The 24,892-nt window shown below is 59.4% G+C and carries 35 protein-coding genes and 2 pseudogenes; 13 read left to right on the top strand and 24 right to left on the bottom strand.

The window, feature by feature from the left end:
• Positions 1 to 141: 141 nt before the first annotated feature.
• Positions 142 to 1,080 carry a radical SAM protein gene (locus ACOYW1_RS05970; RefSeq protein WP_482422051.1) on the bottom strand — a complete coding sequence of 313 codons (939 nt, stop codon included), beginning with the start codon at positions 1,078 to 1,080 and terminating at the stop codon, positions 142 to 144.
• On the opposite strand from ACOYW1_RS05970, the gene ACOYW1_RS05965 reads away from it, so the two are divergent.
• The 8 genes and pseudogenes from ACOYW1_RS05965 to ACOYW1_RS05930 all read left to right on the top strand — a co-directional run bounded on the left by ACOYW1_RS05965 (position 1,079) and on the right by ACOYW1_RS05930 (position 7,426).
• Complete coding sequence (locus ACOYW1_RS05965) at positions 1,079 to 1,237, top strand: hypothetical protein (protein WP_482422050.1); 159 nt, start codon at positions 1,079 to 1,081, stop codon at positions 1,235 to 1,237. The two genes, ACOYW1_RS05970 and ACOYW1_RS05965, sit on opposite strands and share 2 nt — an antisense overlap.
• A 204-nt stretch (positions 1,238 to 1,441) precedes the next feature.
• Positions 1,442 to 4,117, top strand: a complete 2,676-nt coding sequence (locus ACOYW1_RS05960; RefSeq protein ID WP_482422049.1) for a CBS domain-containing protein — start codon at positions 1,442 to 1,444, stop codon at positions 4,115 to 4,117.
• A 197-nt stretch (positions 4,118 to 4,314) separates the two neighbouring features.
• Entirely contained in the window at positions 4,315 to 5,217 is a 903-nt protein-coding gene (gene trpS, locus ACOYW1_RS05955) for a tryptophan--tRNA ligase (RefSeq protein WP_482422048.1), read from the top strand.
• Between the two features lie 122 nt (positions 5,218 to 5,339).
• Positions 5,340 to 5,597: pseudogene (locus ACOYW1_RS05950) on the top strand (segregation and condensation protein A); the annotation flags it as partial.
• Between the two features lie 164 nt (positions 5,598 to 5,761).
• Entirely contained in the window at positions 5,762 to 6,112 is a 351-nt protein-coding gene (locus tag ACOYW1_RS05945; RefSeq protein WP_482422047.1) for a segregation/condensation protein A, read from the top strand.
• Entirely contained in the window at positions 6,093 to 6,347 is a 255-nt protein-coding gene (locus ACOYW1_RS05940; RefSeq protein ID WP_482423673.1) for an SMC-Scp complex subunit ScpB, read from the top strand. Before ACOYW1_RS05945 ends, ACOYW1_RS05940 begins: the two co-directional genes overlap by 20 nt.
• Entirely contained in the window at positions 6,236 to 6,646 is a 411-nt protein-coding gene (gene scpB, locus ACOYW1_RS05935; RefSeq protein WP_482423672.1) for an SMC-Scp complex subunit ScpB, read from the top strand. Before ACOYW1_RS05940 ends, scpB begins: the two co-directional genes overlap by 112 nt.
• Before the next feature lie 318 nt (positions 6,647 to 6,964).
• Positions 6,965 to 7,426 (top strand): RrF2 family transcriptional regulator, encoded by a 462-nt coding sequence (locus ACOYW1_RS05930; protein WP_482417110.1) that lies wholly within the window; start codon positions 6,965 to 6,967, stop codon positions 7,424 to 7,426.
• Positions 7,427 to 7,615: 189 nt separating this feature from the next.
• On the opposite strand, the gene ACOYW1_RS05925 is transcribed toward ACOYW1_RS05930, so the two are convergent.
• From ACOYW1_RS05925 to ACOYW1_RS05900, 6 genes and pseudogenes are all read right to left on the bottom strand, one after another.
• Positions 7,616 to 8,467 (bottom strand): DUF1571 domain-containing protein, encoded by an 852-nt coding sequence (locus ACOYW1_RS05925; protein WP_482422046.1) that lies wholly within the window; start codon positions 8,465 to 8,467, stop codon positions 7,616 to 7,618.
• 87 nt (positions 8,468 to 8,554) lie between these two features.
• Positions 8,555 to 9,241: pseudogene (locus ACOYW1_RS05920) on the bottom strand (alpha/beta fold hydrolase); the annotation flags it as partial.
• Between the two features lie 451 nt (positions 9,242 to 9,692).
• A complete protein-coding gene (locus tag ACOYW1_RS05915) occupies positions 9,693 to 10,256 on the bottom strand; it encodes an acyl-CoA dehydrogenase family protein (RefSeq protein WP_482422045.1) in 564 nt (187 codons plus the stop codon).
• On the bottom strand, positions 10,214 to 10,927 hold the full coding sequence (locus tag ACOYW1_RS05910; RefSeq protein WP_482422044.1) for an acyl-CoA dehydrogenase family protein: 714 nt from the start codon (positions 10,925 to 10,927) through the stop codon (positions 10,214 to 10,216). Before ACOYW1_RS05910 ends, ACOYW1_RS05915 begins: the two co-directional genes overlap by 43 nt.
• A 115-nt stretch (positions 10,928 to 11,042) precedes the next feature.
• Positions 11,043 to 11,174: a hypothetical protein gene (locus ACOYW1_RS05905; RefSeq protein ID WP_482422043.1), complete on the bottom strand. Its 132-nt coding sequence runs from the start codon at positions 11,172 to 11,174 to the stop codon at positions 11,043 to 11,045.
• Positions 11,171 to 11,365 carry a MerR family transcriptional regulator gene (locus ACOYW1_RS05900; protein ID WP_482423671.1) on the bottom strand — a complete coding sequence of 65 codons (195 nt, stop codon included), beginning with the start codon at positions 11,363 to 11,365 and terminating at the stop codon, positions 11,171 to 11,173. Before ACOYW1_RS05900 ends, ACOYW1_RS05905 begins: the two co-directional genes overlap by 4 nt.
• Before the next feature lie 346 nt (positions 11,366 to 11,711).
• Between ACOYW1_RS05900 and ACOYW1_RS05895 the strand changes: the two genes are divergently transcribed.
• Entirely contained in the window at positions 11,712 to 11,843 is a 132-nt protein-coding gene (locus tag ACOYW1_RS05895) for a hypothetical protein (RefSeq protein WP_482422042.1), read from the top strand.
• A 41-nt stretch (positions 11,844 to 11,884) separates the two neighbouring features.
• Positions 11,885 to 12,187: a hypothetical protein gene (locus ACOYW1_RS05890; RefSeq protein WP_482422041.1), complete on the top strand. Its 303-nt coding sequence runs from the start codon at positions 11,885 to 11,887 to the stop codon at positions 12,185 to 12,187.
• Between the two features lie 101 nt (positions 12,188 to 12,288).
• Here ACOYW1_RS05890 and ACOYW1_RS05885 read toward each other — a convergent pair whose 3' ends face one another.
• The 16 genes from ACOYW1_RS05885 to ACOYW1_RS05810 all read right to left on the bottom strand — a co-directional run bounded on the left by ACOYW1_RS05885 (position 12,289) and on the right by ACOYW1_RS05810 (position 20,732).
• Complete coding sequence (locus ACOYW1_RS05885) at positions 12,289 to 12,534, bottom strand: bacteriohemerythrin (RefSeq protein ID WP_482422040.1); 246 nt, start codon at positions 12,532 to 12,534, stop codon at positions 12,289 to 12,291.
• The gene (locus ACOYW1_RS05880; protein ID WP_482422039.1) at positions 12,494 to 12,664 is read right to left on the bottom strand and encodes a hypothetical protein; all 171 of its coding nucleotides are present in this window, start codon (positions 12,662 to 12,664) and stop codon (positions 12,494 to 12,496) included. The genes ACOYW1_RS05885 and ACOYW1_RS05880 overlap by 41 nt, the downstream gene beginning before the upstream one ends.
• A 253-nt stretch (positions 12,665 to 12,917) precedes the next feature.
• The gene (locus ACOYW1_RS05875; RefSeq protein WP_482422038.1) at positions 12,918 to 13,787 is read right to left on the bottom strand and encodes a hypothetical protein; all 870 of its coding nucleotides are present in this window, start codon (positions 13,785 to 13,787) and stop codon (positions 12,918 to 12,920) included.
• Positions 13,784 to 14,041: a hypothetical protein gene (locus tag ACOYW1_RS05870; protein ID WP_482422037.1), complete on the bottom strand. Its 258-nt coding sequence runs from the start codon at positions 14,039 to 14,041 to the stop codon at positions 13,784 to 13,786. Before ACOYW1_RS05870 ends, ACOYW1_RS05875 begins: the two co-directional genes overlap by 4 nt.
• Before the next feature lie 252 nt (positions 14,042 to 14,293).
• Positions 14,294 to 14,947, bottom strand: coding sequence for a hypothetical protein (locus ACOYW1_RS05865; protein WP_482422036.1), 654 nt, complete (start codon positions 14,945 to 14,947; stop codon positions 14,294 to 14,296).
• Positions 14,941 to 15,324, bottom strand: a complete 384-nt coding sequence (locus ACOYW1_RS05860; RefSeq protein ID WP_482422035.1) for a polysaccharide deacetylase family protein — start codon at positions 15,322 to 15,324, stop codon at positions 14,941 to 14,943. The genes ACOYW1_RS05865 and ACOYW1_RS05860 overlap by 7 nt, the downstream gene beginning before the upstream one ends.
• Before the next feature lie 11 nt (positions 15,325 to 15,335).
• Positions 15,336 to 15,563 carry a hypothetical protein gene (locus ACOYW1_RS05855; RefSeq protein WP_482422034.1) on the bottom strand — a complete coding sequence of 76 codons (228 nt, stop codon included), beginning with the start codon at positions 15,561 to 15,563 and terminating at the stop codon, positions 15,336 to 15,338.
• Between the two features lie 16 nt (positions 15,564 to 15,579).
• Positions 15,580 to 15,921, bottom strand: coding sequence for a hypothetical protein (locus ACOYW1_RS05850; protein ID WP_482422033.1), 342 nt, complete (start codon positions 15,919 to 15,921; stop codon positions 15,580 to 15,582).
• Positions 15,911 to 16,399, bottom strand: a complete 489-nt coding sequence (locus ACOYW1_RS05845) for an adenylate/guanylate cyclase domain-containing protein (RefSeq protein WP_482422032.1) — start codon at positions 16,397 to 16,399, stop codon at positions 15,911 to 15,913. The genes ACOYW1_RS05850 and ACOYW1_RS05845 overlap by 11 nt, the downstream gene beginning before the upstream one ends.
• Positions 16,386 to 16,874, bottom strand: coding sequence for a hypothetical protein (locus tag ACOYW1_RS05840; RefSeq protein WP_482422031.1), 489 nt, complete (start codon positions 16,872 to 16,874; stop codon positions 16,386 to 16,388). The genes ACOYW1_RS05845 and ACOYW1_RS05840 overlap by 14 nt, the downstream gene beginning before the upstream one ends.
• Before the next feature lie 2 nt (positions 16,875 to 16,876).
• Entirely contained in the window at positions 16,877 to 17,242 is a 366-nt protein-coding gene (locus ACOYW1_RS05835; protein WP_482422030.1) for a hypothetical protein, read from the bottom strand.
• Between the two features lie 2 nt (positions 17,243 to 17,244).
• Positions 17,245 to 17,550 (bottom strand): hypothetical protein, encoded by a 306-nt coding sequence (locus tag ACOYW1_RS05830; protein WP_482422029.1) that lies wholly within the window; start codon positions 17,548 to 17,550, stop codon positions 17,245 to 17,247.
• 213 nt (positions 17,551 to 17,763) lie between these two features.
• Positions 17,764 to 18,669, bottom strand: a complete 906-nt coding sequence (locus ACOYW1_RS05825; protein ID WP_482422028.1) for a glutamate ligase domain-containing protein — start codon at positions 18,667 to 18,669, stop codon at positions 17,764 to 17,766.
• Complete coding sequence (locus ACOYW1_RS05820) at positions 18,669 to 19,232, bottom strand: Mur ligase domain-containing protein (RefSeq protein ID WP_482422027.1); 564 nt, start codon at positions 19,230 to 19,232, stop codon at positions 18,669 to 18,671. Before ACOYW1_RS05820 ends, ACOYW1_RS05825 begins: the two co-directional genes overlap by 1 nt.
• A 219-nt stretch (positions 19,233 to 19,451) precedes the next feature.
• Positions 19,452 to 20,036 carry an aminotransferase class III-fold pyridoxal phosphate-dependent enzyme gene (locus tag ACOYW1_RS05815; RefSeq protein ID WP_482423670.1) on the bottom strand — a complete coding sequence of 195 codons (585 nt, stop codon included), beginning with the start codon at positions 20,034 to 20,036 and terminating at the stop codon, positions 19,452 to 19,454.
• A 27-nt stretch (positions 20,037 to 20,063) separates the two neighbouring features.
• On the bottom strand, positions 20,064 to 20,732 hold the full coding sequence (locus tag ACOYW1_RS05810) for an aminotransferase class III-fold pyridoxal phosphate-dependent enzyme (RefSeq protein WP_482422026.1): 669 nt from the start codon (positions 20,730 to 20,732) through the stop codon (positions 20,064 to 20,066).
• A gap of 225 nt (positions 20,733 to 20,957) precedes the next feature.
• Between ACOYW1_RS05810 and ACOYW1_RS05805 the strand changes: the two genes are divergently transcribed.
• A complete protein-coding gene (locus ACOYW1_RS05805; protein ID WP_482422025.1) occupies positions 20,958 to 21,710 on the top strand; it encodes an RNA 2'-phosphotransferase in 753 nt (250 codons plus the stop codon).
• A gap of 418 nt (positions 21,711 to 22,128) precedes the next feature.
• On the opposite strand, the gene ACOYW1_RS05800 is transcribed toward ACOYW1_RS05805, so the two are convergent.
• Positions 22,129 to 23,226, bottom strand: coding sequence for an ATP-binding protein (locus ACOYW1_RS05800; RefSeq protein ID WP_482422024.1), 1,098 nt, complete (start codon positions 23,224 to 23,226; stop codon positions 22,129 to 22,131).
• Positions 23,227 to 23,420: 194 nt separating this feature from the next.
• On the opposite strand from ACOYW1_RS05800, the gene ACOYW1_RS05795 reads away from it, so the two are divergent.
• Positions 23,421 to 24,191 carry an alpha/beta hydrolase gene (locus tag ACOYW1_RS05795; RefSeq protein ID WP_482422023.1) on the top strand — a complete coding sequence of 257 codons (771 nt, stop codon included), beginning with the start codon at positions 23,421 to 23,423 and terminating at the stop codon, positions 24,189 to 24,191.
• A 192-nt stretch (positions 24,192 to 24,383) separates the two neighbouring features.
• On the top strand, positions 24,384 to 24,848 hold the full coding sequence (locus ACOYW1_RS05790) for a DUF3015 family protein (RefSeq protein WP_482422022.1): 465 nt from the start codon (positions 24,384 to 24,386) through the stop codon (positions 24,846 to 24,848).
• Positions 24,849 to 24,892: the final 44 nt, after the last annotated feature.

Here is a 24,892-nt window from a genome sequence, read left to right as displayed (position 1 = left end):
GGATGGGCCAGGGAACACAGCAGGGCCGCCTGCCATGAACCCATCATTCCTGAGACAGAAATTCAGGAAACGAAAACGCGGTTATGATTTCATTAAATGTTTTTCCCCATTTTATCAATCAATTTTTGGTTTGTCGCCGCTTTACAAGGGCTTGTAAAACATTCCCCGCGCCTGGATTTCCTGCTGGATCCGCCCTGTGCGCATCAGTGTTTCCAATGCCTCATCCACCTGTTCCAGTAAAACGCCAAGGCTCTCGGCCAGGTCCTCTGCCGTGCAGGGGCGCCTTTGCACCATCCCCAGAATCCGTGACGCCACATCCGCGTCGCTGTCTCCGCCCGTTGAACGGGGGGTGTACGCTCCGATAACCTCTCCGGATCCCAGGGCCTCGGTAATGATTTTCAGCCGCTCCGGGTCCGCCGGTTTCACCCAGGACTCGGTACCGGGACGATCCAGGGTGTTCACCTGAACACGGTCCGGGCCGATGCGCTTCACCACCTCGGCAAGCCGCGCCACCTCAGCATCATCGTCGTTAACGCCGGGCACGATGAAGACCTCGATCCACAACTCACCTGAAAATTCCTGCCGGAACGCGATGAGCCCCTCGGCCATGGCTTTGGGGTCCAGGGAAGGATGGGGCCGGTTAAGGGCATGAAACACCTTTTGGTTCGATGCCTCAAAGGAGGCGACGACCAGATCCGTTCGGGCGGCGTCGCGCCTCACATCCTCCCGGTCAAAAAGAGTGCCGTTGGTGAGCAGCACCACACGGACACCGGGGCAGCGGGATTTGATATGGTCTGCAATCTCACCAAGATCTTCGTGGAGGGTCGGCTCCCCTGCCCCGGAAAACGTCACGGCGTCCGGGGGCTCATGGGTGGCGAGATACCGGTCGAGTTCCGCCATCACGGCTTCTTTCGGCACCAGGGCGGAGCGCTTGACCGTAAGCCTTGTGGTGGCCCCGCTTTCACAATATACACAATCCAAAGAGCAGGTCTTTGACGGCACCAGGTCCACGCCCAGGGAAAGACCCAGGCGGCGGGAGGGCACAGGCCCGAAAAGATAGACATACGGTTCTTCTGTCATGGAACGTCCTCACTTCCTGAAAAATATGAAAAGGCCACCGACGCCCGGCACCGGCCTTGACCTGACGGAGGCACTTGGTTATATCATGCTCATGCGCGTCGCGACCCGCGAAGCTAAACAAATTTCTCGCGCGATTTCAAGGCCGCCGGTCACGTAACCGGACGCGCCCTCGCAGCGTGACCCGTGTTCAAGGCTGTTGCATTCTCGCACACCCGGGAGCAAGACGCAAAAACGACGACCAGAACAGGAGCCGACTGCCGCCCGGCAGCCAGCCCAGGCCGTGAACACCTTCCGCAACCCGCATGCCGGGAACCCCGGTTCCACTCTTCCCGGCCACCACAGACGTTTAAAAGGGGAGCCCGTGCACGAAACCAACCCAGCCAGCCAGGACGGCCTGACCGTCATCACCACCCACATCAACGCTGATTTTGACGGCATCTCCTCGGTCCTTGCCGCCCATAAACTCTACCCCGATTCCGTGGTGGTCCTGCCCAACGCCGGAGAGAAAAAAAACCTGAAAAATTTTTTCATCAGCTCCCTGCTCTATCTGTTCAACATGAAACGGAGCACCGACATTGCCGGCAAGCGGGTCAGCCGGGTGGTCCTCGTGGACACCCGGGACCTTTCCCGTTTAGGGGAGGTGGCCGCCATCATTAACGAGCAGGCTCCGGAAATCCACATTTACGATCACCACCCCGACCTGCCCGACGCCCTGTCCGGAGCCCTTGAGGTCATCCGCCCCACCGGCGCCACCGCCACCATCCTCACCGGACTCATCCGGGAACGCGGCATCGAGCTCTCCAAAGAAGAGGCCACCATCATCTGCCTGGGGATCTACGAGGACACCGGATCCTTCACCTACGCGTCCACCACCCCGGAAGACTTTGAAGCCGCGGCATGGCTCGTCTCCCTGGGTGCCAACCTGGACATCGTCTCCAGCCTCATCGCAAAGGAGCTGGACCCGGCCCAGGTGGCCCTCATCAACGAGATGCTGAACCGATCCGAGCGACGGATGATCAACGGGGTGGAGGTCACCCTGGTCACCCTGGCCCTGGAAGAGTATATCCCGGACCTGGCGACACTTGTGCAGAAAATGATGCGCATGGAGAGCCTGGGGGTCCTTTTCGTCCTGGCCGGCATGGGCAACCGTATCCATGTGGTGGCCCGAAGCTGCCTGCCCGAGGTGGACTGCGGGGCCATCTTATCCGATCTCGGTGGGGGCGGCCACCCCTTTGCCGCCTCGGCCTCCATCCGCAACATGCCCCTGGCCCAGGTGGAGGAGAGGCTCGGCGCCCTGCTCGCCGCCCGGGTCAAACCCATCCGGACGGCCCGTCACCTCATGAGCGCCCCGGCCATCACCACCGCACCGCTCCTGCCCCTGTCCGAGGCGTCGCGGCTCCTGACCCGTTACAGCATCAACGCCCTGGTGGTCACCACCTTCGACGACGAGAGCGAGCAGCTCCTGGGCTACATCACCCGCCAGGTCATTGAGCGGGCCCTCTCCCACAACCTGGGAGCCTGCCCCGTGCAGGACTTTATGTTCTCCTCCGTGGCCACGGCCAGCCCGGACACCGACTTCAACACCCTGGTGGATCGCATCATCGGCGACAAGCAGCGGCTCCTGCCCATTATAGAAAACGACCGCGTGGCAGGGGTGGTGACCCGCACGGACCTGCTCAACCTGTTGGTCTACAGCAAGGAGCACGCCCGCCCCGAAGGCAGCGAAGTCAGCGCCCCGCCCCACTACCCGAAACAGAAACCCGTGGTCTCCCTCATGCGGGAACGCCTCACCGGAGAGATCCTCGACCTCCTCAAACAGATCGGACGCGTAGCCCACGACATGGGCTACGGGGTCTTTGTGGTGGGCGGATTTGTGCGGGACCTGCTCCTGCGAAGGCAAAACGACGACATCGACATCGTCATCGAAGGGGACGGCATCACCTTTGCCAAGGCCTTTGCCGAGATGATGGGGGCCCGCATCAACACCTACACCAAATTCGGCACCTCGGTGATCATCTTCCCCGACGGGTTCAAGGTGGATGTGGCCACGGCCCGCATGGAGTACTACCCCTCCCCGGCCGCCCTGCCCGAGGTGGAAACCAGCTCCATCAAGCTTGACCTGTACCGCAGGGATTTTACCATCAACACCCTGGCCATCCGCCTGGATCCCGACGGGTTCGGCACCCTCACCGACTTTTTCAACGGCCAGCGGGACATCAAGGAAAAACGCATCAGGATCCTGCACAACCTGAGCTTTGTGGAGGACCCAACCCGGGTGTTCCGGGCCATCAAGTTCGAGCAGCGTTTCGGGTTCACCATCGGCAAGGTCACCCGGGAGATGATCAAGAACGCCATCCACCTGGACGTGTTCCGGGAGCTGGGGGGCCTTCGGGTTTTCAACGAGTTCCGACAGATCCTGGAAGAGGAGAACCCCATCCCGTCCATCCTGCGGATTTTCGACCTGGGCCTCATGGAGATCATCCACCCGGGCATCACCCGGCACAACGAGCTCATCGACCAGCTGGACGAAGCCAAAAAAGTCCTGGCCTGGCATGACCTCATGTACACGGACGAACCCATCGAACGCTGGATCATCTACTTTTTGACCCTGCTGGCCCCCTGCGACCGGGAGGTTTCCGAGGTGGTGGCAAGGCGCCTCATGCTGCCCCCAAAACACCGAAAAATCCTCACCGAGGAACGATTCCATGCCAGGGGAGCTTACATCTGGCTCACCCACGGCCTGCCCGCCGCCAACAGCGACCTGCATCGGCAGCTCTCCCCCTTGAGGACCGAGCTGCTCCTGTACGTCATGGCCATTTCAAAGGACGAGGCCATCAAAAAAGCCATCTCCCATTACATGAGCCAGCTCCGCCACATCAACCTGTCCATCAGGGGCCGTGACCTCAAGACCCTGGGCCTCAAACCCGGCCCCCGCTACGGTGAGATCCTGGCAGACACCCTGGCCGCCAAACTCGACGGCCAGCTCAAGGACAGAGACGACGAGCTGGCCTTTGCCGCCGGCTACCTAAAGGGGTGACCCGCCCGAGACAAACCGATTGACGTTTGATCTTTCCCCTTTTTTCCGGCATAGAAGGGGGGCACCCGGTGGGCCAGCCCCGCCTTGAGGATTAAAAAAGAGACACCGTGTGACCCCGCCAAGGGGCCGCCTTATTGACTGCATAGATACCCGGTGTTCCGCACCCCTTGCGGAACACCACCCTAAGGATGAACGCGATGAAAGAGACCGTACTGACAGGGATACAAACCTCCGGCACCCCCCACCTCGGCAACTACGTCGGGGCCGTCCGGCCCGCCATCGAAGCGAGCCGCAGAACCGATGTCCGCTCCTTCTATTTTCTGGCGGACTACCACTCCATCATCAGCTCCCACGACCCGGAAAGACTCAGGCAGTCCAGCATGGAAGTGGCGGCCACATGGCTTGCCACAGGCCTGGACACCGACAACGCCGTGTTTTACCGCCAGTCGGACATCCCCGAGATCCCGGAACTCACCTGGGTCCTCACCTGCATGACGGCCAAGGGTCTTATGAACCGCGCTCACTCCTACAAGGCAAAGGTCCAGGCCAACGAAGAGAACCGCACCGGTGACCCGGACAAAGGGATCACCATGGGGCTCTACAGCTACCCCATCCTCATGGCCGCAGACATTCTCATGTTCAAGGCCCACAAAATTCCCGTGGGAAAAGACCAGATCCAGCACATTGAGATGGCACGGGACATCGCCGCCCGCTTCAACCACCACTACGGCGAACACTTTGTGCTCCCTGAAGCCATGATCGACGACTCCGTGGCCGTCCTTTCCGGCCTCGACGGCCGCAAGATGAGCAAGAGCTACAACAACACAATTCCCCTTTTTCTCCCCGAGAAAAAGCTGCGCAAACACATCATGAAGATCAAGACCAACTCCCTGGAGCCCGGTGAGCCCAAGTCCACCGAAGGGTGCACCCTCTTTGAGATCTTCCGGGCCTTTGCCTCCGAAGACGAAGTTGCCGATGTGAAAAAACGCTATGAAGCCGGTATTGCCTGCGTACTAGTTCCTCTTCGAGTACTTAAACGAAACCCTCTCCCCCTTCCGGGACACCTACGACCGGCTCATCGCCAACCCCGGAGACATTGAGGCCGAACTCATCAAGGGCAGGGACAAGGCACGTGAGTACAGCGTCCCCTTCCTAAAGGAAATCCGGGAAGCCGTGGGGTTCACCCCCCTGGGATAACCCCGCACACGGAAACAGGAACGCCATGAACCGACTCTTCGGTACCCGCTACGCCGTCAAGCTCGATGTCTTTGAGGGCCCCATGGACCTTCTGGTCCACTTGGTCATCAAAAACGACATGGATATCCTCGATATCCCCATCGCCATCATCACAGAGCAGTACATGGCCTATCTGGAAATGCTGAAGAGCCTGGACATCGAATTTGCCGGTGATTTTCTCCTCATGGCGTCCACCCTCACCCACATCAAGTCGCGCATGCTCCTCCCCCCGACAGGGGGCGAGGAGGATGAAGACCCCCGTATGGAGATTGCGCGGCCCCTGCTGGAGTACCTGCGCATGAAACGGGCTTCCGACGCCGGGACCGGAGATGCTCGGCACCGCCCCCGGGTTTTGCTCGCCAGGAGCGGGAGCCCACGCCGGAACCACCTGCAGGGGAAGACCGGCTCGTGGAAGCCGACCTCATGGACCTGGTCAACGCCTACAAAGAACTCATGGCAGGACGCTACCGGGATCATGCCGTGGACTTTTCCACGGAAAAGCTCAGCGTCCGCCAGCGAATCGAAGAGGTGGCAGCAAAGCTGGCACAGAAAGGATCCGTCCTGTTCACCGACCTGTTCCATCCCAAAGAGTCCAAGGCCGAGTTGGTGGTCACCTTCCTGGCCATTCTGGAGATGGCCAAACAGGGCCGCCTGCGGATCATGCAACACGTCCAGAGCGGTATCATCCGCGTTTTTGCCCCCATGCCGGAACCTCCGGCCCATGAGGAGACAGCCCTCCATGCCCCAGCCAACCCTTAAACAGATCGTCGAGGGCCTCCTCTTCTCCGCCCCCCACCCCCTGTCCATGGACAAGCTCCGTCGCCTGGTCCCGGAAACGGAAAAAGAGAGGGTGCCGGAAACGGTCCGTGAACTTGTGGCCGAATACACCGCCCGGGACGGCGGCGTCCACCTTGTCCGGGTGGCCGGAGGCTACCAGTTCCGCACAGCGGCTCGCCGGGCTGGACCGCCCGGACCGACCAGGCCCCGTCCCTGAAGCTCTCCAAGGCCGCCCTGGAGACCCTGGCCGTCATCGCCTATCGCCAGCCGGTGATCCGAAGCGAGGTGGAGTACCTGAGGGGAGTGGACTCCGGAGGAATTATCCGAAGCCTCCTGGACATGCGACTGATCCGGGTGGCCGGGCGCAAAGAGATCCCCGGGCGTCCGCTGATCTATGCCACCACACGTCACTTCCTGGAACTCTTTGGTCTCAACAGCGTGGACGACCTGCCCTCCCCGGAAGAGCTCGGTGCCCTGGACACCCCTTCTGCCGATGAGCCGGACCCCGCGCCCTGAACACGGCCCGCCCCTTGACAGCCCTTTTATTCCAGAGGCTGACATTCATTTTTGTTCATCGGCATGGGCACAACTTTCCCCCTGAAGTGTCCTTTTAAAGTTTTCATTGACAGAACTTCCCCCGGCAACATAATCTTTTAGTCCCGTCAGACGTCCATTTACCGGGATTGCTTCCGCTCAAGATGCCTCAGGGTCGAGCCAAAAGCGCCCCATGGGGGTCGTGCCCCGGGCCACGACGCGGAGCATACCATACACAGGGAAAAGACATCAGGGACTTAAACGTGGCACAGACTCTCTTGATATTCGGGTAAAAAACATATGAGACTATCCAGCAAAAGCAGATATGCCGTCAGAGTACTTCTTGAACTCGCGCGCCATAAAGAGGGCGATCCCATTCAGGTGGGCGTCATTTCAAGGCTTCAGGACATCCCCGTTAAATTCCTGGAGCAGATCATTCGCGACCTTAAAAAAGACGGGTACATCACCAGCTTTCGAGGGCCCAAGGGCGGATACAAGCTCATGGCAGACCCCGAGGCCATCACCTTCGGTGAAATCGTCCGAAAATTCGAAGGCGAGAGCGATCTCGTGGAGTGTGTCGCAGACCCCGAAGGGTGCAAACTCTCCGACGAATGCAGGGTGCGCACCGTCTGGGCCGATGCAACGCGCAACCTGTACGAATCCCTGGACAGTATCACCATCGCGAGCCTTCTGGAAACGTCCGGCGGCAACCTCAACGATGCCTGTGATGCCTCCCACTTCAAGCGTGAAGAGTTTTATTGATCACGCCGTCGTCCGTTTCCACGACACACGCAGGCCGTGTCAGGCCTTGAATAAGACTGAAAAACCCGGCTTTCGCCGGGTTTTTTTGTCTCGATCCGTTGCGTCAATTCAGCTCAAAGGAAGGCGGTAATTTCCAGCCCCGCCATCAAAACGAATAGCCTTTGTTATCGGGGTCAAAATCATAGCTGCTCAACCCCACGTTGAGCTGCAGGTCCCGGAGCGGGTACACGCCGATAGGGTGTTGTTCCAGTCATAATTCTCGATCTTCACGAGAAGCTCAGAATCCGCGTCATAATAGCTGACGGAACGACGACAATAGTAATCAGGAATCGTCAGGGCCTGTCCTTCCCTGATATCCTGCGGCGTGTCCACGCCCTTGTTCACCGAAAGAATCACGAACATGTCCTGATCGTATCGGTCCGCGACATCCCAGAGGGTCTCCCCTTTTTTAACTGTGTGGACAGCCCCTTTCACCTCTTCCGGGAAAAACGCCTCCACGACCACCACCTCACGGCCGTCCAGGCTCTGACGGCCCCGGTCCATCACACGGACTTCATTGCGGTTCAAGCCTTTCTCCAGGTCGCGGAGAACGACTTCCGTGGTAAAAACGATGCCTGCATGGAATATCGGGTGATGCTGCCCCTCCATGGCCATCTTGCCCGTGGGATCCACGTTCACCGTAACCAGCCCCAAAAAACCGCCCTTATGGGCCTTTAGACGGTCTTCGTTTTCCCCTTTGACGTACAGGGCCTCCTGCCCCTTGTTGACCTTTCCGATCCATTGCATATACACCCGACCCGGCTGGGCGTATTTAAAGAGGATCTCCTCTTCCGGGCCAAGGCTGCCTTCGAACTGCTCCCGCTTCACAAGGACCGCCGTGTAATCGGAAAGAGAGCGACTCGTCTCAAGGGATCGCTTCACCCGGGCCAGAGGGTCGGCCACCATGACCTCCGCACACACCCCGCTGCCGAAAAAGAAAAAAGCCGCAACGAAAACGACCGCCCCACCCCAGCCTGCAACGCTCCTTCTGCTTCTATTCATCCCCTTCTCCCTTTGGTTGCCCGTACCATCATGGTGATTTTAGGCGCCCTGACGGACGCCCTGTCGTCATGTTCACATTACGTAACATTATTCACCAGTAGAGCACAAGACACCAAAAGCAAAAGAAAAAAAGGCTATTAAAGCAGAATCCGCCCCAGCGGTCACACCGAGTCCAACGTCCTTCACCAGGGTATCGACTTCCGAGGTGTGTAAAACAGGGCTTAATGCCATCTCGGGGTACAGCTCATGGGCCCGGTTGCCAGACTGGCGGCCCAAAATGGCTGAGATGGCGGTGGTGAGCACCGGACTGTGCCGACCGGTGGCAAGACAGACGGGACAGTCGATTTGCCCGTAATCCGAAAGGGTCAGGGGGGTGGAGACCGCGGGCCTTGAATCCAGAAGCACTCTGCCTACCCCCGATGAAAGGGCTTTGCGGGCACCGTCCGGAAGCAGGTGAAAGCCATCCGTACCCGTAAGGCTGTTGAAAAACTCCCGGGCGGCACCCTCGTCATCTCCACGGTCGTGAAGCTCCGTAATACGACCGATCAGGGCCCTGCCGTCGTGTTGAAGGGGGTGACCCGTCTCGTCGAGGACATGGTTACACATGGGCTCGAAGAGCACCAAGCTCTTGACGGCCCCGGGGAACATAACCGCATAGCACAGGGCCACGGCCCCTCCGTAAGAGTGGCCCACCAGGTGACAGGGACCACGGGTCTGCAAATGGCCGTACACAAGCCCATGGACCCTTTCGGCCTCGGCCTCCATGGAGTGAGGTGTTCCTCCGGGTCGGGAAAGGGCGCCTCCCCATAACCCGTCAGGTCGACGGCAACGGGGCGATGGGTCGGCGTAAGCTCGTCAAAAAGAGTACGCCACTGGCGCCGGGTGTTCATGGAGCCGTGGAGAAGTACCACCGTCTGTTCCGGCGGCGTCGTGGGGAACAACGTGCAGCATCCGGCCTCCCAGGTTGTAAGAAAAGGGTAACTGTTCAGTTGCCTCCGGCGACCAGGTGGGGACACCTGGAAGCCCTGTGGCGAATGCATGAAGGCAGCCGCGAGTTGCACTCGCGCCTCCCCTAATTCGGTAGATTTCGCGTGGGGTATGACATGTGGCAACCGTTTTTGAGAGGCCCATGTCACTCTTCCGGCACAGGGGAGTGGGCCCCGTTTTGGATTTCCTTTACTTACGGAATAACTCCGGCGGATCGGTTTGTCAACTCACCCGTGGGCTACATAATCTTTTCATCGGCGGCAAAGGCTTCTTCGGCGTCGGTTTCACAGTCCCGGGTCTGCCCTTCCTTGCGTGCGGCGGCCTGCTCGTCGTACCACTCCCCGGCGATGATCAGGGACATCACCTCGTTGGTCCCCGTCCAGATGGAGGCGAGCCGCAGGTCCCGGACAATTTTTTCCACCGGATAGATGGTTGTGTACCCGATGCCCCCCATCACCTGCATGGACTTATCCGCCACGGTCTGGCAGGCCTCGGTGACAAATTTTTTGGACTCGGAGACCAGGCGACGGATGCGGGCCGGTTCCACGGCCTCGTCCACGGCGCGGCAGGTGGTGTAGATCGCACGTCGGCCTGCGTCGAGGAGCATGGCCGCCTCGGCCACCTGAAAGCTCACCCCCTGATAGCGGTTGATGGTCTTTCCGAAGGCCCGTCGTTTGGTGGTGTACGCTGTGGCCACTTCCAGGGCGGGGCGTGCGGCGCCGATGGTCATGGCGGCCGTACCGAGCCGCTCGGGAATCATCATGGTGTTGAACACGGCAAAGGCACCGTTGAGGCGTCCCACGATGTTCTCCTTGGGGACCTTGACCCGGTCGAAGATAATGCGGACCCCCGGCACCCCATGAGCCCGTAAAGATACTCCACCTTCACACCGGGTCCGCGATCCACGATAAAGCAGGTGAGGGCCTTATGGGGCTCGGCCCCTTCGTCGGTGCGGGCGTACACAAGAAAATAGTCCGCCCCTTCACCGCCTACGATGAACCGCTTCTGGCCGCTTAAAAGAAAATGGTCGCCCTTGTCCTCGGCCGTGGTGTTGGTGCCGAAAAAATCGGAACCGCCCCGGGGCTCGGTGAGACACTCGGCCGCGGCAGCCCCTCCCCCTTTAAGAAGGGGTTTCACGTATTTTTCCTTCTGGGCGTCGGTGCCGTGGAGAATGATGGCATCGCACACCAGCTCCGCCCCCACGCCGAAGGTGCAGGCCATGATGTAGCCCAGTACCCCCACCTCCTCCATGACCATGGCTGTGGTCACCCAGTCCAGACCCCGCCCTCCCCAGGCCTCTGGGTAGCGGCATCCCATGAGGTTGCGCTGCCCCGCCTCCTGAAGAAACTCTTTGGGAAACTGCACCTTGTCGTTGTCCATGTCGATGAGCAGCTGCCTGGGCACCGCCTTGACAAACTCCCGCACCTCGTCCCTTAACGCAAGGGCTTCCGGGCTCAACAGGTAATCGAACATTGCCCCTCCCTTTGGATTGATTTCATCGTCACCAACCAACCTGAACAGCTATGGACGTAAGGCCTCCGGCGGCCCTGCCGGGGGCAAACATTTATAAGGCTTTAAAATGATCTCGTCATCTCTTCAGCTCCTGCAGGCGAAGCTCCAGGGCCTCTTTCATGGCCCGTATATCCTTTTCCATGAGATCCAGCTCCCGTTTGCGCTCCCTGACCTCCTCGATCTTTCTCTCCGCATAGGCAAGGCTCATTTCGATCTGCCACTCATTCCAACTCCCGTGCTGGCAAGGCCGATGATCTCAGCGATCTCTTCCAGGGAACACCCAAACCGTTTGCCCCTCAGAATAAGCTTCAGGCGGGCCCTGTCCTTGGCCGTGTAGACCCTCTGGTTCCCGGGGGTTCGAGCCGGGGAGATCAGCCCCTTTTCTTCGTAGTACCGAATGGTTGAAGCACTGAGTTCCAGACTTGATGCCAGTCCTCCTTATATGGTATATTGCTGGCCTTCCGAACGGCTACTCTCAAACCTTTCTTCTCTTAAAGTTAACTTTAAGTTAGCGGGACACACCATCCCTTGTCAAGCCCTGTTTACCATGGTAAACACCGACCCATACCCTGTATCAAGCACCACGGCCCCAAAGGCCTTACCCATCGTGCTTTGACAGACTCTCTTCCCCCACAGGTTTCACATTTTTGTAAGAGTGTGCCATAATGCCGCCCATCAAACCATCAGAAGCCCTTAAGCGCTTCCGATTCAACCCGCAGGGCTGCCTGCGCAACAGGAGATTGTCATGAGCATCAACCGATTTATGGACGAAGTCATTTCACGGGGAGCGGAAGCGGTTTTGCCCCACAACCTGGAGGAGGAATGGCTTGAACGCGTTGATCGCGGCAAAAACTTTTTCTTGCCATGGCGGTTCTGAGCTAGGACTCCGACGAAGAGCCCTTCGGAGACGAGAACTCCATGATGCTCCTCTCCGCCGTCACCGAGTTGACCCAGGCCCAGAAAGATTATACGCCCGACGAGGAAGATGATCAGGTGGACGAAGGCCTCTTTTTCGAGAATCTCTCCTGCTACTCCCTGTCCATCCTTTTTGAGGCCATCCGCCAGCAGAGCGAATTCACCTTCGACCTGCCGGACACGGAGACCATCTTCGACAGGGACCGCCTCTATGCCATCGAACAGGAGACACCCGTTATCACCGAAATCCTCAACGAGCTGGTCCTGGGTGTGAAGCCCGACGAGGCCTCAGACGAGGACGCGTAACCCGAATAGTTCACCGACCCGCAACACAAAAAGGGGACCAGGCACATGTGGCCTGATCCCCTTTTTTTTGTGTCGCGTGTCTGTGCGGAATCTTCCCCGGATCAGCTGCGTCCGCGGCGCCCCATGGCCTGGCACTCCGCCAGGTAGTTCTGGACGCGGATAAAGGGGGCGTAACGTGCGTCCTCCTCCTTGATATGCGCGGGAAGCCACGAGATCACATAGGCCAGCGCGTCCTCGGACACCTTTGCGGGATCTTCGGAAAAGAGGCGACGGAACCCCATGATCTTTTTGATGAACCGCTTGTGCTCACGCTTGTGCTGGTTCAATTCGGGGTATTGCTTTCCCACCAGGATACGCTCCTCTTCGGTCGTTGAAGTGCATCCTGGCAAACTCCATGATATCGGCAAGGGCTTCGCCGATATTCTCAAAATCCTCTTCTTTTTTCCGTTTCACAGCGGTGAGCTCCTGGAGCTTCATCGCTATTTCCATAAGGCGCTGATTGCGCTCGTCGATCAATGGAGTTCTGACCCGCAGGAATCATCCCAAGCCAGTCCTTCCATAGGGTACCTGTCTCCTTTGCACCGATCGGTTTGTCTGTGATATGGGGATCGGACGCTCTGCCCGCAGCGTCTCCGCCGGGTCAGGTGCGGTATCATTCGTGAGTATATAAGACGATCTGGTTACTGTTTTGGATATATAGCATCGAAATTGCGAGGGGGACAACCCATTTTCACAACCCCGTTTCGAAGGTGAGCCCGGTAGGCGTCGCCTCCCCTTGCAACCACCTCTTCCAGAAGCGAAATCTGCGCTGAAATCTGATCAGTATAGACATTACGGTCCATCCGCAAGCCCTCAAAGTCGCGTCCCGAAAATGATCCAGCACGCCCTTGCCGTCCCCGTCCACCATCTCCCCTAGGCCCTTCCGGCAAAATGCCGGGGTGTTCATCACAAGATCCCGTTCACTGAAAAAGGCCTCTTTATCCGCCTCGCGAAGCTCCTGGGCCAAAAGCAGAATCTTCTCAGCATACCGGCAATCGGCCATTTGACCGCCCAGGTCAGCCGCTTTCAGCAGCTCCCCCATGTACCGGCGCTCTCCGGTGTCGAACCGGATGGAGCGCATGTCGGCCTCAAGCTCGGTGCATGCAAGAAGAGACCGTGCAAAGCCACAGGAGGCCCGGTCCCATCCATGGCCGACGAGATACGCCCCGAGCATCTCCATACCACGCGGGACATGCCTTTTGGTGAGTTCCGCCCCCGTGATTTCGGGGTCATCCACGCCCCGGATCAGCCCCGCGTCGTGAAAAAGAGCCGTCACCAGGCAGAGAAGCCCCTCTTCCGCTGTCACCCGGTGGCCGTCGAGCACCGCACCGTGAAGAAGGCGAGCCATGGCAAGCGTCACGGTGACCACGTGGGTCAGGTTGTGAATGGCTTCTCGGAGGGGCAAATATCCCGGCCACTCTCCCCGATAAAGACGCTCCACATCGTCCCAGGACTCATCCAGAAAGACCTCGTTGCCTCCGGGCCACATCAGCCGAAACAGATCTCTCACCTCGTTGTGCGCTGCCCCATGGGATTCCATGGTGACCAGATCCACTGTCATGGTGTGTGCCTCCCCTTGCCCGGCTGGATGCCCTCCACTTTTTCAAGGAGGCGCCCGGCATTTTCTACACCCTCTCCGGCCTTGGCATGCTCCGGATTCAAGATAAGGCTCTTTCGCCACTCGGCAATGGCGCCGGTAAGATTTTCCTGAAGAAACAGACGAACCCCCTTTCGATAATGGCTCTCCGCTCTGGCTTTCAGCGTCCGGTTCAGTTGCGCCGCCAGCGCCTCTTTCCCGGGGAAACCTGAATCCACGCCCTCCAGCACATCCCGGCACGTCACAAAGGGGATCTGTTCCAGACAGCCTGTGCCTCGCGAAGGCGCTGGGTATTTGTGCGAACCTTCTCCATCACGCTGCCGTGCCTGGATGGCAAGGATCTCCTTGATTTGTGGTTTTTCGTTCTGAAGGCATCCACCCGGCCATGGCCAGCGCCTCCCCGTAGGCCCCGCCGGAACAATGCTTCAGCCAGGTTGTGGGCTGCGGTGTTTTTTAAATACAGGGCTTCCTCATCCCCGGCTAATAGCCAGGCATCCTTCGGAAACGGCCAGCAGGGAACCCCAGGCCTCGCTCCTGTAATCCCTGCGCGCCTTTGCAATGGAACGGCCGTAGCTGAACTGGGCGGCCACCAGGGAGGCCTCCACTTCGGGCAACCGAAGCAACTCTCCAGCGACCAGGTCATCGCCGTAAAGGGCCGCCACCAGGGGAGCAAGCCGGACGTTCTTATACACCCGAAGGGCCATGTCCGTGGCGGATTCCCCTTTCCTCACGGTGCAGGGAACCACCAGGTGTCGGGACAGGGTCCCGCGAAGGCGCTCCTTGGCCCCTCCATGGCCCGGGTCCATGCGCAACACCATGAGGAGGTGCCGAATCCCCTCGTCCGTATCGCCCCGATTCAGAGCCGTGTCCGCAGCCGCGAGCTCTCCCTGGATGTGCTCACGGCGAAGCGCGTGAAGGGAAGCGAGCTTCTCACGGGACACTGCCGCCGACGCCTCCCAATACCGAATGGCCCCCACGATATCCCCCCGGGCCTCCAGGGCCAGGGCGCGCTCCTGCAAGGCATCGGGAAAGGGCACCTCGGAACGGGGGACCATGGGAATCCCGCAGCCCCCCAGAATCATCAGGCAGGCCGCCACCCAGAAAATACGACACGACCTCACCATGCCAACCTCGCCTCCCTGAAGGTATCAAGATAACGGTCCAGGGGCTCTTCAGCCCCGCGTCCCCCCACATCCATACGCACGATGCTCAGGTTGTCGCAGAAAAAAGGATTTCCTCCGTCTCCCAGGACAAAGATCCCTTTGGTCCCCAAAGAGACCATCACCGAGGCCAACACGCTGTTGCCGGTGCCGTCCGGATACGCGGCAAACCGAACGGGTTCCCCCGTATGACTCTCCAGGCGTTCATGGGAGGAGGTGATGGATTTCTTGACACGGCGTGTGTAACCCACCAGGCTCTCCTTGGGCGCAGGGGACGAGAGCCCCCTGGCCTCAGCCGGAAGCAGGGCGGGCTCAAGTCCGCCTTGCGCAAGTTGCGCCACCTCCTCCCACGTCAGCTGCCCGGGCGCCCCCACCTCGGAGTCGTCCAGTAGAGCCCGGTAAGCTTCATATGGCCGACCTTTGCCAGGAAGTCTCTGAACCCCTCGGCATCGCGAACCTCAAAGGCAAGGAGCACAGCCCCCTTGGAAACCGACCTCTCCATGCGGATAAATCCGAGAAAGGCCTCGGGCGTCAACAGGGCAGACCCCATGGTCTTCAACTGGAGCAGGTCGTCCTGCAAACGTTTCCCGACGGATTCAGATGGTGCCGTGCTCCCCATCAATCCACCGATAGGTCAAAACCGGCACGGCCTGGTAGCCGTCCGATCGGATTCCCAGATCATAGGCAGGGGTTGTGGGAACAAGCAAAGGGGTGTTGGCAGGCGTCAGCCCGGGCGGGTTCAGGGCTTTGACGGCCGGAAGGCCCGCGTCCCCCCCGCCGAAATCAGCAGCTACTTTTTCAAGGCTCTCTCCGGGGCCGGGTTGCACCACCACATATTCCCCGGCATCGTGGTGCCAGGGACGCGCCGTGCAGGCACTCCCCAAAAAGAAAAGTGCCAGCAGCACAACCCACAGCCGTCGTTCGGATTTAATTTCCATAATCGCGTATCCCCGTCACCCGGTACACCTCCACCAGCCCGGAGCGCCCCTTGACCTTCTGGGGCACCAGGGACTCCACCTCCAGCATGTCCCTGTGCCTCTCCATGACGCTGCTTCCCACAACGATCTCACCGCCCTCGGCCAGGGCGTTAATGTATGCGGCAACATTGACCGTGTCCCCGATGACCGTGTACTCCATCTTTGCCTGGGAGCCGATGCTGCCCGCCACAACCACTCCGCTCTTGATGCTGATCCCCACCCGGGAGAGAAGCGGGTTCCGGCCAGACTCGCCGGCCTGGCGAAACGCCTGCTGCATCTCCACGGCAGCCCGGACACACCGTTCCCATGGTCTCCGGATCTCGAATCGAGAAATCCTCAACACGGCCAGCACCGCGTCGCCGATGAACTTGTCCACATACCCCCCATGCTTGAGGATAATGGAGGTGGCGATCTCAAAGTAGCTGTTAAGTTCTTCCACCAGCACCTCCGGGGCCCGGGTTTCGCGAATACACTCCACGTCGGGCAGACACGGCGGTGATCCTCAACCCCTCGAGCCAGCTGTTCCTGGTCTGCATGATCAGCTCCAACACGTCGGCCCCCACGTACTTGCCGAAGGACTCCCGCATCATGGTCTGCTTGAAAAGCTCCTTGCCCATGCGGTTGAAGGCCGTGGCCAGACGGCCGAGTTCATCGTTGCTGACGGCGTCCTGACCTATGGCCTGGAACCTCCTTGGCAAACTCCTGGGTGGCCTGCGGTTCACAAGGCCGGAGATGGGCTTGGAAAAACGACGGCCGAACAGCACCGCCACCACCAGGCCGATAAGGCAGATGATCATGGTGCTGATGACAAGAAAGGCCCGCTCGTCCAGGAAAAGCTGGTCGATGAAATCAATGGAGAGCCCCACGTGCACCTCGCCGAGTCGCTTCTCCTTGAACACGATGGGAGCACTCATGTTCAAAACCTGCCCCGCACCTTCGGCGCTGACGGTGAAGAGGTCACCTCGCCCCGGGAGCCCACCGGTCCGGTGGGCGGGTAGCGCACCATGGTGTTACCGATGCGGGACGAATCGGTATGGGCCTTGATCACCTCGTTGTTGTCAACGATGAGGGCGTACAGATGGCCGTCCACCCCTTCGGCGTTCTGGATCAGGGCGTTGAGGGAAAGGATGTTGTCTTCAAGGAGGGGGATCTTGGCGTTGCTGGCAAAGTAACCGAGGCTCACCATGCCCAGCTTCACCGCGTGATTGTAGAGTTTTTCCTTCTGGCGCTCCAGGATCACGTAGCTTAAAAGCCCCACGGTCAGGAGCATCACCACGGTCATGGTCACCGAGAGCTGAAGCCAGATGGGATCCTGCGGGGGGGCCGGGAATATCTCCCGGTGAGGGAATCGCCGATGCCACGGATCAGCTTGCGAGTATTGTCTTTTTTTAACAGGGAGGTGACATGGATACGGTAGTGCTCGTTGACTGCCGTGACGATCTCCTCCTCCGTGGCGTAGGAGAGCTCCACGATGACCTTTCCCAGGGGAACGGCCACCCCTTGCTGAAACAGCCGGTCTCTCTGCACGTCCAGGGCAGTCTCCAGCTCGGCGGGCGTGATCACGTCACGGGTGGTCAACACCTCCCCCATGATCATGTCGTCGCGATTGCGCCGGGAAAACAAACGGCGAAATAAGCCCTGCTGATGAGCCGGAGGGTCTTCAACATAAGGATGGGCTCCGTCGTCCATACATGAATGTGGGAATAACACAAAACGGCGTGCGGGCTCATGAGGCCGTCACCGGGAAATAAACCAAATAGTAATACGATACATCTTAAGGGTGCAAGGACTAAGGCCCCGGGATCATGCGGTCCCGCACGTCTCCCGGGCTTCCAGCATGGACAGCAGGCGTCCGTGGATTCCCTCGAAGCCGCCATTGGACATCACCATGAGGAGGTCTCCTTTCCGGGCGTTGGCCCTGCAAAAATCAACGATGGCCCCAGCGTCAGGAAAACAGTGTGCCTCCTTACCCGAGGCCGAAAGGGCACTCACCAGGGCATCGGAGGAGAACCGCTCCCCTTCGGGGACCTTCTCCGGGTTGGGCGGGGTGCGCACGCACACAAGGTCCGCTGAGTCAAAGGCCGTGGCATAGGCCTCCTGGAACACATTGCGCATGCTCGAGTTGGTGCGGGGCTCGAAGATAGCCACAAGCCGCCGGTCCGGGTAAAAAGAGCGCACCGCCCCCAGAGTGCTGGCAACGGCCGTGGGGTGATGGGCAAAATCGTCCATGACCAGAATGCCATCCTCTTCTCCACGGATCTCCTGACGACGCCTGACCCCTTTGAACGTGGCAAGGGCGTCTGCCACCTCGCGCCGATCCAGGCCGAGGCGATGACAGGCCGCGATGACGGCGACGGCGTTCTCCACGTTGTGGCCCCCGGGCATGGGCAGGGTATACTCCCCGTAAAGCTCCCCTTGGTAAAAAACGCGGAAGCAGGTGGCCGGTGCCGTGGCTGTCAAGACTTCGGAACGCCAGAGGGGGTCTCCGCTAAGTCCGTAGGTCAACACCTCGCAAGGAGCGTCGGCCGTCACCTCGGCCACGTGTGTGCCGGGTCCGGCCACCACAGCAGCCCCGGGACGGTGGCGGCCCATGAATTTTCCAAAAGACCCCATGACATCGGCAAGGTCGTCATAGATATCGGCGTGATCAAACTCCACGCTGGTGAGGATCGTCACCTCGGGGTCGTAGTGCAGAAACTTGGTTGCCATTAAAACGCGTGTTTTGTACCTTTGTCCCCTTCCACCACCAGAAACTCGCCCTTGCCCACCTTGCAGTTGCGGGAAAAATTCTGCAGCACCCCCCCGATCATAAAACTGGGGTCCTTGCCCGCATGCTCCAGCACCCAGGCCATCATGGACGATGTGGTGGTCTTGCCGTGGGTCCCTGCCACCACCACCGTGCGCTTTCCACGGCCAAAGAAACCTGCCACGGCCTCGGGAAACGAGCAGTAAGGCAGGCCCCGCTCACCTAAAGCCAAGGCCTCCGGGTTGTCCTTGCGGATGGCGTTGCCCACCACCACCAGGTCGGCATCCCCTAAGTGCTCGGCCTTGAACCCCTCCAGCAGGGTAATCCCGTTGTCGGCGAGCAGATCGCTCATGGGCGGGTAGATCCCGTTATCGGAACCGGTCACCTCAAGGCCCATCTCTTTAAGCATCAGGGCCAGGGCCCCCATGCCCGTGCCGCACACGGCAATGAGATGCACGCGCTTCACCCCTTCGGGGATTGTGTTCAACGAGGATTTCAGGTGATGTGGGGGTGTCTTCTGCATCATATCTCCAGGTTAGCGAGTGCTTCGTTTTTTTGATTTGAACCTAATTTCAAGACGATCTTAAAAGCAGGTTGCGGATGTGATGTAACCGGAGGAACGAGGGGATACTACGGCACCGGCCTTACGATTTTTCCTGAGGTACGAAGGAAAAATCGCAAGGGCAATACACTTTCGAGGTGGCACACCTCGCCGCCGGAGGCATGCTTCAGGCTCTTTCCCTGCCTATCCGGCCAGTTCGCCCAGCACCTTGGTTGCGGCGGCGATGGTGGTGTCGATGTCCTCGTCGGTATGGGCAGCCGAGACAAAGGCGGCTTCGAACTGGGAGGGCGCAAGGTAGATGCCCTCTTCGAGCATTCGGTTGTAGTAGGCGCTGAAGAGATCGAGGTTGGAGGTCTTGGCATCCTCGAAGTTGGCAACGGGTCCGGCGGTGAAGTAGAGGCCGAACATGGAGCCCGCGGTGTCGGCGGTGCAGGGGACGCCTGCTTTGGCGGCGGCACCTTTCAGGCCGTCCACCAGGCGGGTGGTTTTTGCGGAGAGGGCCTCGTAGAAACCGGGCTCCCGGATGGCTTTCAGGGTCTCGATGCCCGCGGCCATGGCCAGGGGGTTACCGGAGAGGGTCCCGGCCTGGTAGACGGGGCCGCTGGCGATGTGGGCCATGATGTCGGCTCGGCCGCCATAGGCGCCAACGGGAAGACCACCGCCGATGATCTTGCCCATGGTGGTCAAATCCGGGGTGATGCCGTAGAGGGACTGGGCGCCGCCCAGGGCCACGCGGAAGCCTGTCATGACCTCGTCCACGATGAGCAGGGCTTCTGCGCTTTTCCGGCCTCTTCCTTAAGACCTTGAGAAAATCGTTCTGGGGCTTGATAAAGCCCATGTTGCCCGCGATGGGCTCCACGATGATACAGGCCACCTTGTCCCCCATGGAGGCCATGACCTCACGCACCTTGTCGATGTCGTTATAAGGAATGGAGAGGGTGTGCTTGATGGTGTCTTCGGGCACACCGGGGCTGCCCGCGATGTTGTAGGTTGCCACACCGGAACCGGCTGCCACGAGAAAGGAGTCGGCGTGGCCGGCAGCAGCTGATCAACGACTACCACGTCCCGGCCTGTGAAGCCGCGGGCAAGGCGGATGGCGCTCATGGTGGCCTCGGTGCCGGAGTTCACCATGCGCACCACGTCCACGGAAGCCACGGTGTCGATGACCAGCTCGGCCAGCTCGATCTCCATCTCGGTTGGGGCGCCGAAGCTGGTTCCTTTTTCAATGGCGTCTCGCAAGACCGCATTCACCCGCTCCGGGGCGTGCCCCAGGATCATGGGGCCCCAGGAGCCCACGTAATCCAGATATCCGTTGCCGTCGGCATCATACACCCGGGCGCCCTTGGCGCGTTCAATAAAAAGGGGATCCCGTCCAACGGACTTGCAGGCCCTTACCGGGCTGTTCACACCACCGGGGATCACGACCTGTGCCCGGTCAAAAAGCGCTTTTGATGTTGTATCCATACGCGTTCAAAGCTCCTTGTGTTATGATGCGATGGCAAAAATCAGTGCCCTGACTTTTTTAGGGCCATCATGGAAATCAAAATACGGGGTCGGAGCCGCAGGCAAAAGGGAGCCCGGCTCGTCCTTAGAAACAGACTCTCTTGACTTACCATCAACGGCTTAAAATGCAACAGCCATTTTCAATTCGTGGTGGGAGCGGCAGGGACACATCGGAAACGTGACATCATGAGCCAGATCAAAGCAGCCAAGGCCTTCGCAAAAATGCTCTCCTACACCCTGGGGGTAGACCCGTATGAGTTCGGGCTTGTCCCCGATGAAGAGGGATACGTCAAAATCAAGGAACTCCTCAAGGCCGTCACCGAAGAAGAGGGGTGGCGACACATCCGGGAGGGCCACATCAAAGAGGTGTGCCTCACCGTCTCTCCCTGCCCTGTGGAGGTAATGGAGAAGAAAATCCGCGCCGCAGACCGGAGCCGCCTGGAACTCCCCCGCTACGAAGCCGAAATCCCAGGCGAACTCTACGCCGTCATCCGCCGCAGGGCCTGGCCCAGGGTCCACGCACGGGGCATCGCTCCCACGGACGATTCCCTCATCCGCCTGACAACGGACAAGGCCTTTGCCAGACGCCTCGGAAAACGCATCGATCCCGCCCCGGTCATCCTCACCGTCCATGTGCCCATGGCCGAAGACGACGGCATTGTCTTTCAAAAGGCCGCCGACCACCTCTACCTGGCCCACGAACTCCCGGCCAAAGCCCTCTCCGGCCCGGGCCTTCCCAAAGCCGACGAACCCAAGAAACAAACCGCCAAAAAGAAACCCAAGCCCCAGATGCAGCCCGCCCCGGGCAGCGTCTTTCTCGACTCCGACGACCTGCCGGCCACTCCCCACAAACAAAAGAACGGCAAAAAAGACAAAGAGAGCTGGAAAGAGAATAAGAAACGATTTCGACGGGAAAAGGGCCGGTTCGACAACAGGTGAGCGTGTGCCCTATGATCAACGTGGCTGGAAAAACAGGCCTTCTTATGGTCAAAAGCGCCGGAAGCATGCCTCCGGCGGCCAGGGGATGATCCCCTGGACCCCAGGTTGCGGATGTCCTCGCCCTTCGTTCCTCAGGGCGAGGACATCCGCGAAGGCTTTGAGAAAATTGGGCAAAACCTGTTTGTCAAACCCGGTTTTATAAATCAGGCTAAAAGTTCGGCCCCCGGCAGGGCCGCCGGAGGCAGATTTCCCTATCCCATACACATGCTGACCCCATGACAGCAAATGAATACGCCTTGCCGTTCACCACGGGCGAAGCCCGTCAGCGAATGCGATGGACCTGAGGAACGAAGGTCGGGAGCATTCGCGACCTTGGGGTGCAGGGGATGTATCCCCTGCCCGTCGGAGACACGTTCCATTAAGGTGTGTTTTCTGCCTGAAAGGCTTTGAGCATCTTGCCGGTGGAGGCAAAGGGGGTGGAGCGTTCAAAGCGTTCCAGCTTGAGGGCCCCGGCATCGCAGGCAAAGGTGCAGACGCCGCAGCCGATGCACGCCGTGGGATCGGCCACGGCTTTTCCGGCCTCCTCGTCCAGGGAGAGGGCCCCGAAAAAGCAGCGATCCAGGCACTGGCCGCACATGACGCAGTCGTCGTTTGCCTTGGGCACAAAATTGGAGGGGGAGATGGACTCGGGGTTGTCCCAGCGGGTCCGGCCCCTTACCTGGGAGCAGCAGCACTCGCAGCAGAGGCAGATGGTGGAGCTCTCTTTTTCCACGTTCTCGGTGTTGGGCACCAGTCCCAGGCGAATCATCTCATCCATGTAAGAGAGGACCTGCTTCCGGGTCACGCGCTTTCCAAGGCCGATGCTCTCGAAGTGAAGGGCGGTAAAACCGATCATGATGCAGCTGCCGATGGGGAACTTATCCCGGCACTCCCGGTCTCCGGCCTTTTCAGCCCGGGTCCGGCAGGGACAGGGCACCATGACAAAATCCTCGGTGGACAGGCTCTCAACAAAGCTGTGGGCCTCCTCCGAGGTCATGACCTTTTCCCCGCACCGGATGGCCTCTTCCACGGGGATGGTCCTGAACACGGGGCTTCCCGCTTCGCTGGTTTCGTAGTAGCGACCGTAGCCCTTGTCGATGAAAAAATCACGATAGAGGGTGATGGCCTCAAGGTCGTCTTCCCTTAAGTCGCTGTAAAAATGATGGAGGTTCAAGAGAACGGGAATGGGAGGAAGGCAGAACATGGTGCCCATGCCCACCAGGGCGTTCTTGATATGGGCCGATTCGATGCGGCGCCCCACCTCATCCACGGAAAGGCCGGAGGCTTCGGCCACCTGCTCAAAGGTAACAAAGGCGGGAAGCACATCCAGGTGCCGGACCACCTCCGCCTCTTCCGGGGTGTACACAAGCTTGAGGTATTCAATAAACGAAGGGGTGAACTCGCCCTCGACCCGGGGAACCCTCATGGGATTCCGATTCATCCTCTCTGCGATGATGATGTATGCATCCTTGCCCATGGAACCGCCTCCTTGTAGGTTTATCTGGAATGCACCGGCCCTTGCCTTCAGGGTGTCCCGGCACGACGCCACCAACGGTCCCACATCATACATGAAAAATCAATACTACACATGTAAAACAGTCAACACAAATTCGCGACATGTGCTATAACGAGCCTGCCTGCCCAGCAACCATCACAAGACTGGAATCTGCCATGAAACGTCACACCCCATTCATCGTCCTGCTCCTTCTTTTTCTCACCGGCTGCGCCAACGGGCTCTTCTACCACCCGGACAACCGGCTCTACCAGACACCGGACCGCCCTTACGAAGAGGTCACCTTTGAAAGCCTCGACGGCACCCGCCTCACGGGCTGGTTCATCGCCTCGTCCCAGGCAGATCCTTTCGGAACGGTCATCCACTTCCACGGCAACGCGGCCAATATCTCCAACCATTACGGCTTTGTCGAGTGGCTCCCTGAAGCGGGGTTCAACCTCTTCCTTTTTGATTACAGGGGGTATGGGGATTCTGAGGGAAAACCCGGCAGGCGGGGTGTATTCGAAGACTCTGTGGCGGCTCTTAAGTACGCGGCCTCACGCCCGGGTGTAGACCCGACCCGCCTCATCGCCTTTGGCCAGAGCCTGGGCGGTGCCAATGCCGTGGCTGCGGCGGCGGCAACACCGGACGTGCCCCTGAAGGGGGTGGTGGTGGACAGTGCGTTTTTTTCCTACCGGTCCATCGCGCGAGATAAAATCGGGCTCATTCCTGTTCTGAAGTGGCTCAAGTGGCCCCTCTCTTTTGTCATGGCCACCAACGGCCACAGCCCCGGGCCGGTCATTGAACGCCTATCCCCCACCCCGGTACTCATCATCCACGGTACCAAGGACCGCGTGATCCCCTACGACCACGGGCGTCGCCTTTACGACGCCGCCGCCTCCCCCAAGACCATGTGGGAATGGTCAAAGTCCACACCGATGCCCTCATGACATGGCGAGACATCTACAGGGAAAAGCTCGCCGCAACACTGCGAAATCTCGCAGAAGGAAAGCCAGCCCTTGAATAAATCTTTTTTTTTACATATATTGTCGTCGTAGCTTTACTCCCCCCTTGCCGCAAAGCGCGGTAAACGTATTTTACTTGCGGCACGTTCACCTACCATTTCATTTCAGGAGAGAACCATGAAAAAGTGTATTATCACGTTGGGTATTCTGTTTATGTTGGTCGGTACCACTTACGGCAAAACGGTATCTGAAGATTGTGGATGTGGTTTGGGAAGGGTAGCAATAGGAGAAAAAGAAGGGCTGGGTTGGAACCTTCTGGGCACCTTCCTCAACAGCCTCTGCGGCAACCAGACCTTCGGCATGTCATCCGGCACCCTGGAGTGCGGTGAGCCCACAAAATTCGCCATCGACCAGCGCATCAACACCTTTGTGGCGGGCAACATGGACAGCCTTGCCATGGACATCGCATCAGGCGGGGGCGAGTCCCTTAGCGCCCTGGCCGAAATCGCCCAGGTAGACCCCGCCCTCAGGGAGCCCCTGGCCACTGAGCTCCAGGCCCGTTTTGACACCATCTACCCCGACGCCGACGTCAGCTACGTCCAGGTGGCAGACGCCCTTCGAGAAGTATTTGCAAGCATCTAAGCCATGGCCCCAATGCCTCGGCACCAAGTAAAACCGGCATCCCG

The sequence above is a fragment of the Desulfoluna sp. CYM3A genome, from assembly GCF_056829965.1.
This window is presented reverse-complemented; position numbering and strand designations above follow the sequence as displayed.